The 14383-nt window shown below is 67.1% G+C and carries 9 protein-coding genes; all 9 read right to left on the bottom strand.

What is annotated here, in order from left to right:
- Nucleotides 1-42: 42 nt before the first annotated feature.
- The 9 genes from EV685_RS18285 to EV685_RS18245 all read right to left on the bottom strand — a co-directional run bounded on the left by EV685_RS18285 (nucleotide 43) and on the right by EV685_RS18245 (nucleotide 14374).
- Nucleotides 43-4845, bottom strand: a complete 4803-nt coding sequence (locus tag EV685_RS18285; RefSeq protein WP_130483498.1) for a beta strand repeat-containing protein — start codon at nucleotides 4843-4845, stop codon at nucleotides 43-45.
- Between the two features lie 234 nt (nucleotides 4846-5079).
- Entirely contained in the window at nucleotides 5080-6771 is a 1692-nt protein-coding gene (locus EV685_RS18280) for a type I secretion system permease/ATPase (protein WP_165396853.1), read from the bottom strand.
- On the bottom strand, nucleotides 6768-8003 hold the full coding sequence (locus tag EV685_RS18275) for a glycosyltransferase family 4 protein (RefSeq protein WP_130483496.1): 1236 nt from the start codon (nucleotides 8001-8003) through the stop codon (nucleotides 6768-6770). Before EV685_RS18275 ends, EV685_RS18280 begins: the two co-directional genes overlap by 4 nt.
- The gene (locus tag EV685_RS18270; protein ID WP_130483495.1) at nucleotides 8000-9340 is read right to left on the bottom strand and encodes an HlyD family type I secretion periplasmic adaptor subunit; all 1341 of its coding nucleotides are present in this window, start codon (nucleotides 9338-9340) and stop codon (nucleotides 8000-8002) included. The genes EV685_RS18275 and EV685_RS18270 overlap by 4 nt, the downstream gene beginning before the upstream one ends.
- Before the next feature lie 855 nt (nucleotides 9341-10195).
- On the bottom strand, nucleotides 10196-11317 hold the full coding sequence (gmd, locus tag EV685_RS18265; protein ID WP_130483494.1) for a GDP-mannose 4,6-dehydratase: 1122 nt from the start codon (nucleotides 11315-11317) through the stop codon (nucleotides 10196-10198).
- Nucleotides 11318-11324: 7 nt separating this feature from the next.
- On the bottom strand, nucleotides 11325-11714 hold the full coding sequence (locus EV685_RS18260) for a type II toxin-antitoxin system VapC family toxin (protein ID WP_165396852.1): 390 nt from the start codon (nucleotides 11712-11714) through the stop codon (nucleotides 11325-11327).
- 2 nt (nucleotides 11715-11716) lie between these two features.
- Nucleotides 11717-11953 carry a hypothetical protein gene (locus tag EV685_RS18255; RefSeq protein ID WP_130483492.1) on the bottom strand — a complete coding sequence of 79 codons (237 nt, stop codon included), beginning with the start codon at nucleotides 11951-11953 and terminating at the stop codon, nucleotides 11717-11719.
- Between the two features lie 28 nt (nucleotides 11954-11981).
- The gene (gene fcl / locus EV685_RS18250; protein WP_130483491.1) at nucleotides 11982-12908 is read right to left on the bottom strand and encodes a GDP-L-fucose synthase; all 927 of its coding nucleotides are present in this window, start codon (nucleotides 12906-12908) and stop codon (nucleotides 11982-11984) included.
- Between the two features lie 17 nt (nucleotides 12909-12925).
- On the bottom strand, nucleotides 12926-14374 hold the full coding sequence (locus EV685_RS18245) for a mannose-1-phosphate guanylyltransferase/mannose-6-phosphate isomerase (RefSeq protein ID WP_130483490.1): 1449 nt from the start codon (nucleotides 14372-14374) through the stop codon (nucleotides 12926-12928).
- Between the last annotated feature and the right edge of the window lie 9 nt (nucleotides 14375-14383).

Here is a 14383-nt window from a genome sequence, read left to right as displayed (position 1 = left end):
CGAGCTGGCAAATGAATGCCAGCTCGTTGAGGAATTGGATTTTCAGCTGATCAAGATATCAGTCGCCAGTAGACCGGTAAGTCCATTCAGCGTCGCAACTTGCATGGCGGCAGCGCCGCCGGAACCGTCCGCATCGTAGTAGAGCGCGCCAGTGCTGGTATTGAAAACCAAATGTTCAGCTCCCGTGGCAGCGGTCAAACCAGCTCCTACTCGAAGCTGCGCCGCGTCCAGCACACCTGGCAAGCCCAGCGTATTGAAGAAGACATCGTCAAGGCTGACCTTGTCAACGCCGCTAACGAAATCTGCCACATTGTCGGAGTTTCCTGCGCCGTCGGCGCTCGCAAAAAGGAACACGTCATTGCCAATACCTCCATAGAGCGTATCAACGCCGGCGCCCCCGCTCAGGGTGTCATTTCCCGCTCCGCCGCTCAGCGTGTTCGCAAGCGAGTTACCGGTGAGCAAGTTGTCAAGGACATTGCCATTTCCGACCGAGGCCGTCCCACTCAACACCATGTTCTCCACGTTGTCATCCAGCGTGCGATTGACGTCCGTGTACACAGTATCAGTGCCTGCGCCGGCTGCTTCGGTCACAACATCCGCTCGCACATCCAGGTGGTACGTGTCATTGCCTGCGCCTCCAATGAGTGAGTCCACTCCGGCACCCCCCGTCAACGTGTTCGCCAGGGCGTTACCCGTAATCACGTTGTTCAGGACGTTGCCCGTGCCGACGGTCGCTGCACCCGTCAGCACCAAGTTCTCAACGTTGGCATCCAAGGTGCGACTCGCATCCGTGTAGACGGTATCTGTACCTGCACCTGCAACTTCGGTCACCACGTCTCCGGCAACGTCCACGTAATACGTGTCATTGCCAAGACCACCGGCCATGCTATCCAGGCCGGCTCCACCGCTGATCGTGTTGGCCAGCGCGTTGCCGGTGATAGCGTTGTTCGCCGAGTTGCCATTGGCAACGGTGGCCGTACCCGTCAGAACCAGGTTTTCGACGTTGTCATCGAGCGTCCGATTCACATCCGTGTAAACCGTGTCGATCCCGCCACCCGCGGATTCGGTCACCACGTCTGCGCGGACGTCAAGGACATACACGTCGTCGCCCTCGCCGCCAATCAGCGTGTCGCTTCCTGCGCCACCGTTGAGTGAATTGGCCACGGCGTTGCCAGTGATCACATTGTTCAAAGCATTGCCATTGCCAACGATCGCAGTTCCGGTCAACACCATGTTTTCAACGTTCGCGTCGAGTGTGCGATTCGCTGCCGTGTGGATGGTATCGGTGCCTGCACCTTCCGCTTCGGTCACAACATCCGCTCGCACATCTAGGTGGTACGTGTCATTGCCTGCGCCTCCAATGAGTGAGTCCACTCCGGCACCCCCCGTCAACGTGTTCGCCAGGGCGTTACCCGTAATCACGTTGTTCAGGACGTTGCCCGTGCCGACGGTCGCTGCACCCGTCAGCACCAAGTTCTCAACGTTGGCATCCAAGGTGCGACTCGCATCCGTGTAGACGGTATCTGTACCTGCACCTGCAACTTCGGTCACCACGTCTCCGGCAACGTCCACGTAATACGTGTCATTGCCAAGACCACCGGCCATGCTATCCAGGCCGGCTCCACCGCTGATCGTGTTGGCCAGCGCGTTGCCGGTGATAGCGTTGTTCGCCGAGTTGCCATTGGCAACGGTGGCCGTACCCGTCAGAACCAGGTTTTCGACGTTGTCATCCAGCGTCCGATTCACATCCGTGTAAATCGTATCGATGCCACCACCCGCGGATTCGGTCACCACGTCTGCCCGGACGTCAAGGACATACACGTCGTTGCCATCGCCGCCAATCAGCGTGTCGCTTCCTGCACCACCGTTGAGTGAATTGGCCAAGGCGTTGCCCGTGATCACATTGTTCAAAGCATTGCCATTGCCAACGGCCGCAGTTCCGGTCAACACCATGTTTTCAACGTTGGCGTCCAGGGAGCGGCTCACCGCCGTGTGGACGGTATCGATGCCCGCACCTTCCGCTTCGGTCACAACATCCGCTCGCACATCCAAGTGGTACGTGTCGTTGCCAGCGCCGCCAATCAGTGAGTCCACCCCGCCCCCCCCTGTCAACGTGTTCGCCTCTGCGTTACCCGTGATCACGTTGTTCAGTGCATTCCCGGTCCCGTCGATCGCCGCCACACCCGTCAGCACCAGGTTCTCGACGTTCGCCGACAGCGTGTGCGTCACGCTCGCCTCGACCGTATCGGTGCCCTCTGCCGCCAGCTCGGTGACCGTGTCGCTGCTGTCGACCACATAGGTGTCATTCCCCGCCCCACCCACCAGCGTGTCCACACCTGCCAGGCCGTCCAGCCGGTTATTCCCACCATTGCCCGTCAATCGATTCGCCCCCGCATCCCCCGTGGCATCGACGTTGGCGCTGCCCGTCAGCGTCACGTTTTCGACGTTGGCGGTGGCCAGCACGTGGCTGGCGGCGGTCAGGATGGTGTCGCTGCCCTGGCCGGCGATTTCGGTGATGGTGTCGGCCGCGTCGTAGACGTAGCTGTCGTCGCCCTGGCCGCCGATCAGGTTGTCCGCGCCGCCCAGGCCGTCCAGCGTGTCATTGCCGCCCAGACCGGTCAGATCGTTGAGGCCGGCATTGCCCGTCAGCACGTTGGCATTGGCGTCGCCCGTCGCGTCGATGTCGGTGATGCCCGTCAGCGTGATGTTCTCGATGCCGCTGATGCCGAGCGTGCCGACCGTGTAGGTCTGGCCGATTTCCAGCGTGTCGCTGGCGCCGCTGGTGTCGGTGATGGTGTCCAGCGCGTCGTACACATAGGTGTCGTTGCCCGCGCCGCCGATCAGGGTGTCGGCTCCGGCGCCGCCGTCCAGGCGGTTGTTGCCGCTGTTGCCGGTGACGGTGTTCGCGCCGGTGTTGCCGGTGCCGTTGATGTTGCCGGTGCCGGTCAGCGTCAGGTTCTCCAGCTCGGCGCCCAGGGTGTAGCTGGCGCTGGCTTCGACGGTTTCGGTGCCTTCACCGGCGTTTTCGGTGATGACGTCGGCGGTGTTGTCGACCACGTAGGTGTCGTCGCCCAGGCCGCCGACCAGGGTGTCGATGCCGCCCGCGCCGTCCAGGCGGTTGTTGCCGTCGTTGCCGGTGATGTGGTTGGCCAGGCTGTTGCCGGTGCCGGTGAGGTTGGCGGTGCCGGTCAGGACGAGGTTTTCCAGGAAGTCGAGCACGCCGACGTTGTCGGGCGTGAGGTTCTGGCCCAGGCGGTGATCGACCGAGCTGATGACGGTGTCGGTGCCTTCGCCGACGTATTCACACGGCGCGTCGCCGGCGTGGTCGACGTAATAGGTGTCGTCACCGGTGCCGCCGTACATCGTGTCGTTGCCGACGCCGCCGTCGAGGGTGTCGTTGCCGACACGGCCTTCGAGCCAGTTGCGCAAGCTGTTGCCGACGATGAGGTTGTTGCTGGCGTTGCCGTAGCCGTAGCTGAAGCCGTCGCCCATCGCAGCCGAACCACCGAGGATCATGTTCTCGACGTTGGTCGAGATCGTGGTGTTGTTGCGGTAGGTGATGATGGTGTCGTTGCCACCCGCATCGACGGCGGTGAAGCCGACGAACTCGTCGACCAGGCCACCGTCCTGTTCGACGATGTAGATGTCGTTGCCCGCCCCGCCGCGCATGGTGTCGCTGGCGGCGCGGCCGTCGAGCACGTCGTCGCCGCTGCCGCCCTGCATGCTGTCGCCGTAGACGGTGCCGGCCAGGATGTCGCCGTTGGCGCTGGCGGTGTGGTTGATGTTGCCGACCGTGGCTTCGTTGTCGATCAGCGTGGCGGTGGCCGTGGCGGTGCCGAGTACGCCGCCGCTGGCGGTGCTCAGGCCGAGCGTGAAGCTGCGCAGCACGGTCGCGTCCACGGCGCTGTTGTCGTTGATCAGGATGCGCACGACCTTGGAGACTTCGCCAGGGGCGAAGGTCAGCGAGCCGGCGGTCACGCCCACGTAGTCATTCGTGGCGATGCCGGGATCGAGTGCCAACGCGGTGCCGTCGGTGGTGCTGTATTGCACCGTGACATCGGCGGCGCTGGGGGCGCTCAGCGTGACGAGGAAGTCGACGTAGCCCTGGTTTTCGCCGACCGTGGCGCCCTGGACGTTGATCGTGGGGGAGGCTTCGAGGGCCGCGCTGCTGTCCTGGATGATGACGTGCACGAGGTCGTCGGACAGCGTGGCGCCGCTCGGGCTGGTCAGCAGCACGCTGATCAGCTCGCGGCCTTCGATGACGCTGTCGGCCGTGATGGGGATGACGAAGCTGCCGACCATCTCGCCAGCGGCGATGGTCAGCGTGCCGCTGGTGGTGGTGTAGTCGGCACCTGCGGTCGCGTTGGCGTTCTGGGTCGTGTAGGCGACGGTGACGGCGCTGGCAGAGGGCGCGTCCAGCGTGACGTAGACGGTGGCGATGCCGGCCGATTCGTCGACCACGACATCACCGGGCGTCATGACCGGCAGGGCAACGGTGGCGGCGCTGGATTCGACCAGGGTGGCGGTGACGAGGTTGTTCGAGAACAGCACGTCGGCCGCGACGCTGCTGAGCTGCAGCTGGAAGCCGGCGAAGAGGTTGCCGATGTTGGCCACGGCCGGCAGGTTGACGGTGATGCTGGCGGTGGTGTCGCCGGGGCCGATGGTCACGGTCGAGGCCGGGAGGTCGAAGTTCACCCCACCGATCGAGACGCCGTCCTGGCCGGCATAGGTGATGTCGAACGGCGCGGCAGCCGGCGTGCCATCGCTGTGGATGCGCACGTTGAAGACGGCGGTGGTGTCGCCTTCGCTGAAGACGACGTCGTCGACGGTGATGTAAGTAGCCACGAGAAAATTCCCCAGATTTGAAAGTGAGACGGCCGCGCCGCAGCCGCCCGGTGTTGACGTTGGGATGGATGAAACCGCAGCAGCAGGGGGTGCGGCAATCCCGCGCCCGGGCGTTCATGGCAAGCCAGTCGTGAAAGCGGTAATGCTTTGTGGCTTGGCGCGCGTTCGCCGCGCGTTAAGCGATCGCTCAGGCCGTGAGCCAGCTCAGCGTTATCGACCGTTGTGGCCGGAACTTCAGCGAACGGCGGACACAGCGGACACAGCGGGCACGGCACCCTGCGGCGCTTGCAGACGCGCCAGCACCGCGTCACGCGGGCCGAAGGCGTCGAGGGTGCCGTCACGCAGCACGGCAAGCTGGTCGACGCTGCGCATCATCGACGGCCGATGGCCGACCAGCACGACGGTGATGCCACGCGCCTTGGCCTGGGCCAGGGCCTGCTGCAGGGCGGATTCGCCCTCGGCATCGAGGTTGGAGTTGGGCTCGTCGAGCACCAGCAGGCAGGGCTGACCATGCAGTGCGCGGGCCAGCGCGATGCGCTGGCGCTGGCCGCCGGACAAGGCGGCGCCGGCCTCGCCGATGGGGGTCTCGTAGCCCTGGGGCAGTCGCAGGATCAGCTCGTGAACCCCCGCAGCCTGGGCGGCCGCGACGACCGCAGCGGCGTCGACCGGGCCCATGCGGGCGATGTTGTCGGCCACGCTGCCGGCGAACAGTTCGACGTCCTGCGGCAGGTAGCCGATGTGGCGGGCCTGGGCGGCCGCGCCGATGCGGCCGATGTCGGCGCCGTCAAGCCGCACCGTGCCACTCTGCGGCTGCCAGATGCCCAGCAGCAGGCGCAGCAGCGTGGTCTTGCCCGATCCGCTCGGGCCGATGATGCCCAGGCACTGGCCGGGCGCGAGGCTCAGGCTGACGCCCTTAATGACGGCCTGGCGCTGGCCGGGGAAGGCGTAGACGACACGTTCGAGGTCGATCTGACCACGCGGGGCAGGCAGTTCCAGGGCGGTCTCGCGCTCGGTGATGTCGAGCCCTTGCAGGCGTTGCCACGCGGCGCGGGCCTCGATCAGGCTGCGCCAGCTGCCCGACAGTTGTTCGATCGGCGACAGCGCCTTGCCCAGCAGGATGCTGGCCGCAACCATGATGCCGGGCGAGGCGTGCTGGCGCACCACCAGCCACGCGCCAACCACCAGCATCGCGACCTGCAGCCCCTGGCGCAGCGCCCGCACACAGGCCTGCAGCAGCGACTGCACGCGGGTCAGCGCCATCTGGCGTTCGAGCACCTCGTCGTTGACGGCCGACCAGCGCGCGACGGTGGCGCGGCCCATGCCCATGCCGAGGATGACCTCGGCGTTGCGCAGCGCCGAGTCGATCACGCGCGAGGCCTGCCGGGCCTGTCGGGTCGATGCCTCGATGCCGCTGCGGGTGGCTCGTTCGGTGAGCCAGATCAGGCCGAACAGGGTCAGCGCACCGAGCCCGGCGGTCAGGCCGAGCCACGGGTCGAAGGCGGTGATGACCAGCAGGTAGAGCGGCAACCACGGTGCATCGAACAGCGCCAGCACGCCGCCACCACCGAGGAAGCCGCGCAGCAGCGCGACATCGCGCAGGCCGTGGACGGCGTCGCCGCCCTGCCCTCGGGCGCTGGCCTGCAGCAGGTGATCGAGCACGCTGGGGCCGAGCCGGGTGTCGAGCACGCTGGCGGCCCAGCCGAGGGCGCGGGCGCGCAGCAGGTCCATCGCGCCCATGGCGATCAGGCAGGTCACGACCAGCAGGGTCAGCATGGTCAGCGTCTCGACGCTGCCGCTGGCGAAAACACGGTCAAAGACCTGCAGCATGAACAGCGACGGCGCCAGCGCCAGCACGTTGAGCAGCAGGCTGGCCGCAGCGGCCAGCACGATGAAGCGGCGCAAGGCCGGAGCGAAAAGCCAGGTCATCGGGGCCGGTTCTGATAGCGGTGGTCGTGGGTCAGGCGCTGCAGCAGCGCCTGCCATTGCACATTGCCCTGGGCGATCGAATAGGCCTGCCGGACATGTTCCGTCGCGGCGGCGCGCAGGGGCCGGTGGTGTTCGGGGCGGTCGAGCGCGTCCAGCAGCAGCGCGACCTGGGCGTCGACGTCGTGGAAGTCGAACAGCAGGCCGTCGCGGCCGGGGGCGATGACCTCGCGCACCGGGGCGGTGTCGGAGGCGACGACCAGACAGCCGCAGGCCATCGCCTCCAGCATCGACCACGACAGCACGAAGGGCACCGTGAGGTAGGCGTGCACGGCGGACACCTGCAGCGCCTGCAGGTAGCGGGCATGCGGGATCTGGCCGAGGAAGTGGGTGCGCGCCGGGTCCAGCCGGAGCTGGCCGCAGAGCTGGGTGCGCCAGTTCGGCGCGTCCTTGGGCGGCTGGCCGTAGCTGACGCCGTCCGCGCCGATCACCAGCGCCTGCACATCGGGGCGCACGGCCTGGATCTTTTCGAGCGCGCGCAGGAACTGCGGGAAGCCGCGGTAGGGCTCGAGGTTGCGCGAGACGTAGGTGATGACCGGGTCGCCAGGCCGCAGCTCACGGCCGTCGGGCAGGGTGAAGACGGCCTGCGGATCGGGCCGCGCGGCGTCGGTGTCGACGCCTTCGTGGATGACCTCGATGCGCGGCTGGTAGGCCAGCGGGTGGACGGACTTCTGCCAGTGGGTCGGCGAGACGACCGCATCGGCGGCTTCGAGGTTGAGCAGGTGCAGCGCGTTGCGGGTGCGCAGCCGGGCGCGCACGTCCATCGTCAGCGGCTCGGCCGGATCGAAGCCGACATCGGCCCCTTCGGCGTGGTAGTAGAACTCGGCGAAATGCACCAGCGGCACGTCGGGCCACGCGTCCTTGGCATAGAGGGTCTCGCCCCAGGCCGGGTGGCTGACGATGACGTCGGGCCGCCAGCCCTGCTGGCGCAGTTGCAGCATCAGTTCCAGCACGGCCTGGCCGGCCAGCACGGCCTGTTCCATGCCGATCAGGTAGGGATGGGTGCCGGGCCGCGGCGTGCGTTTGGGCTGGTAGCGCAGGTAGCGCACGCCGGCGATCGGCGGGGCGTCGCGCTGCCCGATCGCGAGGATCTGGTGGCCGCCCTGGCGCACCAGGTGCTGGGCCAGATGGCGGAACTGGCCGGGGAAGTTCTGGTGGATCAGCAGGATGTTCACGGCTCGCGCAGGGCCCTCTGGCGGAACACGTCGATCGGTTCGAGCAGGTAGGCCAGCAGGCTGCGTGGCGCGGTGCTCAGGTAGACCTCGGCGGGCATGCCGGTCTGCAGCGACACGCCGGGCACGGCGCGCAGCGCGGCCTCGTCGACCTGCAGGTGCACGGTGTACCAGGCCGCGCCGGTCTGCGGCTCGCTCTGGCGGTCGGGTGAGACGAAGGTGACCCGCGCGGGCAGGCGTGGCGCCAGACGCGGGTCATAGGCCGATAGGCGCAGCTCTGCGGCGCCGTCGACCCGCACGTGGTCGATGTCCTCGGGACGGATGCGGGCCTCGACGATCAGGCGCTCGTCGGCCGGCACCAGTTCCATCAGCGGCTCGCGCGGCCCGACGGCGGTGCCGGCACCGCTGATCCGCAGCCCCATGACGGTGCCGGCGACCGGCGCGCGCAGGTTCTGGCGCTCGGCGAGGTCGGCGGACGGGCGCAGGCGCTCGTCGACCTCGCGCAGGCGCAGGGCGCTGTCCTTGAGCTCGTCGACGGCCTGCTGGCGGTGGGCGTTGCGGGCCTGGGCGGCGCGCAGCTGCAGGTCCTCGCCGGCCTGGCGGGACTGGGCCAGCGCGCCACGCTGTTCGCCCAGCCGGGATTCGTATTCGGCGACGACACGCTGCAGCGCGATCACGCGGGTGCGCTGGACATAGCCCTGTTCGACCAGCTGCTGGTTGAGCGCCAGCTCCTCGCTGGCGAGCTTGAGGGCCTGCTGGGTGCCGTCGATCTGGGCCTGCAGCGCCTCGGCCTGGCGGGCCGCCTGGATCGCCTGGCGGTCCAGCGCGGCGAGCTGCTCGGCCAGCGTCGCCTGCCGGCTGGCAAAGACCTTGCGCTCGCGGCTGGCGAGGTCGGCCATGCCGGGCAAGCCCTGCAGGTCGGCCGGCACGCTGAAGCTGGCCTGGCCCTCGGACTCGGCCTCCAGCCGCGCGCGGCGCAGGCGCTCGGCGGCCTGCTGGTCACGCAGCAGGTCCAAGCCTGCATCGCTGCGCACGTCGGCAACGACCGCCAGCAGCTCGCCGGCCTGCACCTGTTGGCCGTCGCGCACGAGCACGCGCTGGACCAGTCCACCTTCCTGGTGCTGGATGACCTTGCGGTTGTGCTCGGTGCGCACCACCCCGGCGGCCACAACCGCACCGGACAGCGGCGCGGCAACGCTCCACAAGCCCACGGCGCCCACCAGCGCCAGCACGGCCACCGCCGCATACCGCCGCAGGCCGCGCAAGGCGACATCGGCAGGCCCGCTCAGACGGGGATCGTCGAGCAGGTCACGGGCGTGGGTGAGAGGGGCGGGGAGCATGGCAACCAAAAATCTCAAGCGGCCCGGATTGTCCGCGCCACACCCATCCGCCCAGCTTGCCGAACCCTGTCGTCCGGTCAAAAAAGGATGCGTGGCGTCCAGATGCCACGCACGCCAGCGTGTGAGGTCACCGGTCGATCGGACACCTCGTGTCCATTCCCAGATCGGTCAGACACCCCTTGTCCATTCCCCGGTAGGTGCTGCGATTGAGACCCCGCGTCCATTCCCCGGTAGGTCGGACACCCCGTGTCCGACGGGCTGATGCCGTCAGCCACCAAACCACAGCGGTGGCCAACGCTCATGACGCCATGCCGGACCGCCCGGCGCGTTAAACATGGTTTCAGGGAAGTTGCCCATCGGCACCAGCCCGTCGGACACAGGGTGTCCGACCTACCGAAAGCCGGCGCAGATAGGACGATCCCGTCGTCCATCCCCCGGTCGGTGCTGCGATTGAGACCCTGTGTCCATTTCCCGGTAGGTCGGACACCCCGTGTCCGACGGGCTGATGCCGTTAGCCACCAAACCTCATCGGTGGCCAACGCTCATGACGCCATGCCGGGCCGCACGGCGCGTTGAACCTGGTTTCAGGGAAGTTGCCCATCGGCACCAGCCCGTCGGACACAGGGTGTCCGACCTACCGAAAGCCGGCGCGGATAGGACGATCCCGTCGTCCATCCCCCGGTCGGTGCTGCGATTGAGACCCTATGTCCATTCCCCGGTAGGTCGGACACCCCGTGTCCGACGGGCTGGTGCCGTCAGCCACCAAACCGCATCGGTGGCCAACGCTCATGACGCCATGCCGGGCCGAGCGAAGATCAAAAGTGACAGGTGACGCGCCAGGCGTCACGCCGGCCCTCACTCGTGGTGATCAAACGCCTGGAACCCCGCCATCTTGACCAGGCTGTCCTTGCGAGCGGCGGTGTAGTCGCTCTCGATCATTTCCTTGACCAGCTGCTCGAACGTCGTCTGCGGCGTCCAGCCCAGCTTGGTGCGGGCCTTGGTCGGGTCGCCCAGCAGCGTCTCGACCTCGGTCGGGCGGTAGTAGCGCGGGTCGACCTTGACGATCACGTCGCCGACCTTGACCTTGGCCTTGTTGCCCGTCACGGCCTTGACGTAGCCGAACTCGTTCTCGCCCTCGCCCTCGAACGCCACCTCGATGCCCAGCTCGGCCGCCGCGCGGCTGACGAACTGGCGCACGCTGAACTGCACGCCGGTGGCGATGACGAAGTCCTCGGCCTGCTGCTGCTGCAGCATCAGCCACTGCATCTCGACGTAGTCGCGCGCATGGCCCCAGTCGCGCAGTGCGCTCATGTTGCCCAGGTAGAGGCAGTCCTGCAGACCCAGCGCGATGCGCGCCACGGCCCGCGTGATCTTGCGCGTCACGAAGGTCTCACCGCGGATGGGGCTCTCGTGGTTGAACAAGATGCCGTTGCAGGCGTAGATGCCGTAGGCCTCGCGGTAGTTGACCGTGATCCAGTAGGCATACATCTTGGCCACGGCATACGGGCTGCGCGGGTAGAAGGGCGTGGTCTCCTTCTGCGGGATCTCCTGCACCAGACCGTAGAGCTCGCTGGTGCTGGCTTGGTAGAAGCGGGTCTTCTTCTCGAGCCCGCAGATCCGGATGGCTTCAAGCAGCCGCAGCGCGCCGATGCCGTCGGCGTTGGCGGTGTATTCCGGCTCCTCGAACGAGACCGCCACATGCGACTGCGCCGCGAGGTTGTAGATCTCGTCGGGCTGCACCTGCTGGACGATGCGCACCAGACTGGTCGAGTCGGTCAGGTCACCGTAGTGCAGCACGAAGTTGCGCTGCTCGACATGCGGGTCCTGGTAGAGATGGTCGATGCGGTCGGTGTTGAACAGGCTGGAGCGGCGCTTGATGCCGTGCACCACGTAGCCCTTCTTGAGCAGGAACTCGGCGAGGTAGGCACCGTCCTGACCGGTGACGCCGGTGATGAGGGCAACTTTGGGTTGGGTCATGGTTCGTTCAGGCCGCGATCAGTCGGCCGTCCAGTTCGGGGTACAGGGGAAAGGATTGGTCAAGGCTGAGCAGTTGGCAGCCGTGATCCAGGGCGGTCGCGATGATGAAACGGTCAGCTGGGTCGCGATGAACGTCGGCGAGGGACGCGGATCGGGCAGCAATCGAAGGGGTGACATCCACGGTCCGGATACCCGAACCAGCCGTGGCCTCGTGCAGCCACTCCGAGAGGTCGATGCCAAGTATCAAGCGGCCGCGCTTGTGAAGGTAGGCGACTTCCCAGTGAGAGATCGCGCTGACGCAAGCATCTGGGTCAGATGCGATCACATCGGTCAATGCAACAGGCAACGGATGCTCCCAGGGCGCGAGCCACCGCACCCACACGTGCGTGTCCAGCAAGATCACTTCAACGCATCCCACTCGTCGTCAGCAGCGACCGATGCGGTCAGGTCATCCTTCATGCGCGTCTCGATCAGCTTGGCTGAGGGTCGGCGGGTCGCCAAACGTTCAGGCGTCACATCACTGCGCGGGTCGACCGGAAGGATGATGACTTCGCACGCGCCCGACGCCAGCATGTCCGGCAGATCGATGACCAAGCGGCGATCGACCGGATTGACGATCAGGCGGAGTGCTTGCATGTCAACTCGCAGAAGGGTGGACGGTGGTTCAAGTATGAAACGGCGCGGCCTCATAGGCCATCCGGATGCCGTCGCGCAACGAGGTCCTGGCGCGCCAGCCGAGGTCGGCGAGGCGGCTGACGTCGAGCAGCTTGCGGGGGGTGCCGTCGGGCTTGCTGGTGTCGAAGACGATGCGGCCCTGGAAGCCGACGATCTCCATGACGGTCTCGGCCAGCTCGCGGATGGTGACGTCGGTGCCGGTACCGATGTTGACCAGCGGGCCGTCGTAGCCCTGCTGCATCAGGTGGACGCAGGCATCGGCCAGGTCGTCGACATAGAGGAATTCACGCATCGGCGTGCCGGTGCCCCAGACGACGTATTCGGCATCGCCGCGCAGCCTGGCCTCATGCGCCTTGCGCAGCAGCGCGGGCAGGACGTGGCTGTTGGCGAGGTCGTAGTTGTCGTTGGGACCGTAGAGATTGGTCGGCATGGCCGAGATGTACTGGCGACCGTGCTGGCGGTTGTAGCTCTCGGCCAGCTTGATGCCGGCGATCTTGGCGATCGCGTAGGGCTCGTTGGTGGGTTCGAGCGGGCCGGTCAGCAGGTAGTCCTCGCGGATCGGCTGCGGGCAGTCGCGCGGGTAGATGCAGCTGCTGCCCAGGAACATCAGCCGCTGCACGCCGGCGAGGTGCGCGCCGTGGATCAGGTTGGCCTCGATCAGCAGGTTCTGGTAGAGGAAGTCGGCCCGGTACAGGTTGTTGGCCTGGATGCCCCCGACCTTGGCGGCCGCGATGAAGATGTAGTCGGGCCGCTGCTCGGCCAGGAAGGCATGCACCGCCTGCTGGTCGATCAGGTCGAGCTCGGCATGTGTGCGGGTCAGGATGTTGGTGTAGCCCAGCGCCTGGAGACGGCGCACGATGGCGCTGCCCACCATGCCGCGGTGGCCGGTGACGTAGATGCGGGCGTCGAGCTTCATGGCGGGCGGTGAGACGTTCATTGACGGCCGTAGGTGTCCTCGAAGCGGACGATGTCGTCTTCGCCGAGGTAGCTGCCGGACTGGACCTCGATGATTTCGAGGGGCACCTTGCCGGGGTTGGCGAGCCGATGGGTCTGGCCCAGCGGGATGTAGGTCGACTGGTTCTCGCTGAGGATCATCACCTTGTCGCCATTGGTGACCTCGGCGGTGCCGCTGACGACGATCCAGTGCTCGGCGCGGTGGTGGTGCATCTGCAGGCTCAGCGAGGCGCCGGGCTTGACCATGATGCGCTTGACCTGGTGGCGCGGGCCGTTGTCGATGCTGTCGTACCAGCCCCAGGGCCGGTGGACCTTGCGGTGCAGGCTCTGCTCGCCACGTCCCTGCGCGTTGAGCGTGTTGACGATCTTCTTGACCTCCTGGCTGCGGGCGCGGTCGGCCACCATGACGGCGTCGGGCGTCTCGACGACGATGACATCGTCCAGCCCGACCACGCTGACCAGGCGGCTGGTGGCGTGGACCAGCGTGTTGCGGCTGTCCAGCGAGATCACGTCGCCATGGGCGGCATTGCCAGCGTCGTCCTTGTGGGCCGACTGCCAGACGGCGTCCCAGGCACCCAGGTCGCTCCAGCCGGCGGCCAGCGGAATCATGCGGATGTCGAAGGTGCTGCCGGGGCAACGCTCCATCACCGCGTAGTCGATCGACTCGGCGGGCACGGCAGCGAAAGCGTCCTTGCCGGGGCGCACGAACTTGGCATCGGTCTGGCTGGCGGCAAAGGCGACGCGGGTCGCGCCGAGGATGTCAGGCCTGAACGTCTGCAGCGCTGCCAGCCAGGTCGAGGCCCGCAGCACGAACATGCCGCTGTTCCAGGTGTAGTCGCCCTCGGCGAGGTAGCGCTCGGCGGTCGCCTGGTCGGGCTTTTCGACGAACTGGGCGACACGCGCCGCGCCGCTGTCGGGTGTGCTGCGGATGTAGCCATAGCCGGTCTCGGGTCGGTCGGGTGTGATGCCCAGCACGACCACCGCACCGCCGGCCGCCACGCGGGCGGCCTGCTGCAGCGCGGCGGTGAAGGCGGCCGTGTCGGCCACGATGTGGTCGGCGGCGGTGACCACCAGGATCGGATCGCCACCATCGGCCTCGGCCTGCAGCGCGGCCAGCGTGATCGCCGGGGCGGTGTTGCGGCCGGTCGGTTCGAGCAGCACGGCGCTGGGCTCGCAGGCGGCCTCGCGCAGCTGGTCGAGCACCAGGAAGCGGTGTTCCTCGTTGCCGACGATGACCGGCGCGCGCACCGCCAGATCGGCCGCCGCCAGACCCTTCAGGCGCAGGGCGGCCTGCTGGAACAGGCTGCGGTTGCTGTCGTCGAGCACCAGGAACTGCTTGGGGTAGCCCGCGCGCGACAGCGGCCACAGCCGCGTGCCGCTGCCGCCGGCCATGATGACGGGTTGGAGGGTCAGGGTCGGGGAGTTCATCGTTGGGGT

This window comes from Sphaerotilus mobilis, assembly GCF_004216565.1.
Classification (GTDB): domain Bacteria; phylum Pseudomonadota; class Gammaproteobacteria; order Burkholderiales; family Burkholderiaceae_C; genus Sphaerotilus; species Sphaerotilus mobilis.
Note: the sequence above shows the minus strand (reverse complement) of the source record. Positions and strands in the feature narration are given on the sequence as shown.

What these genes read in the sequence shown, in the direction of transcription:
- EV685_RS18280 (WP_165396853.1), bottom strand. Translation starts at nt 6,771, where the DNA reads ATGACCTGGCTTTTCGCTCCGGCCTTGCGCCGCTTCATCGTGCTGGCC.
- EV685_RS18270 (WP_130483495.1), bottom strand. Translation starts at nt 9,340, where the DNA reads ATGCTCCCCGCCCCTCTCACCCACGCCCGTGACCTGCTCGACGATCCC.
- gmd (WP_130483494.1), bottom strand. Translation starts at nt 11,317, where the DNA reads ATGACCCAACCCAAAGTTGCCCTCATCACCGGCGTCACCGGTCAGGAC.
- EV685_RS18255 (WP_130483492.1), bottom strand. Translation starts at nt 11,953, where the DNA reads ATGCAAGCACTCCGCCTGATCGTCAATCCGGTCGATCGCCGCTTGGTC.
- fcl (WP_130483491.1), bottom strand. Translation starts at nt 12,908, where the DNA reads ATGAAGCTCGACGCCCGCATCTACGTCACCGGCCACCGCGGCATGGTG.
- EV685_RS18245 (WP_130483490.1), bottom strand. Translation starts at nt 14,374, where the DNA reads ATGAACTCCCCGACCCTGACCCTCCAACCCGTCATCATGGCCGGCGGC.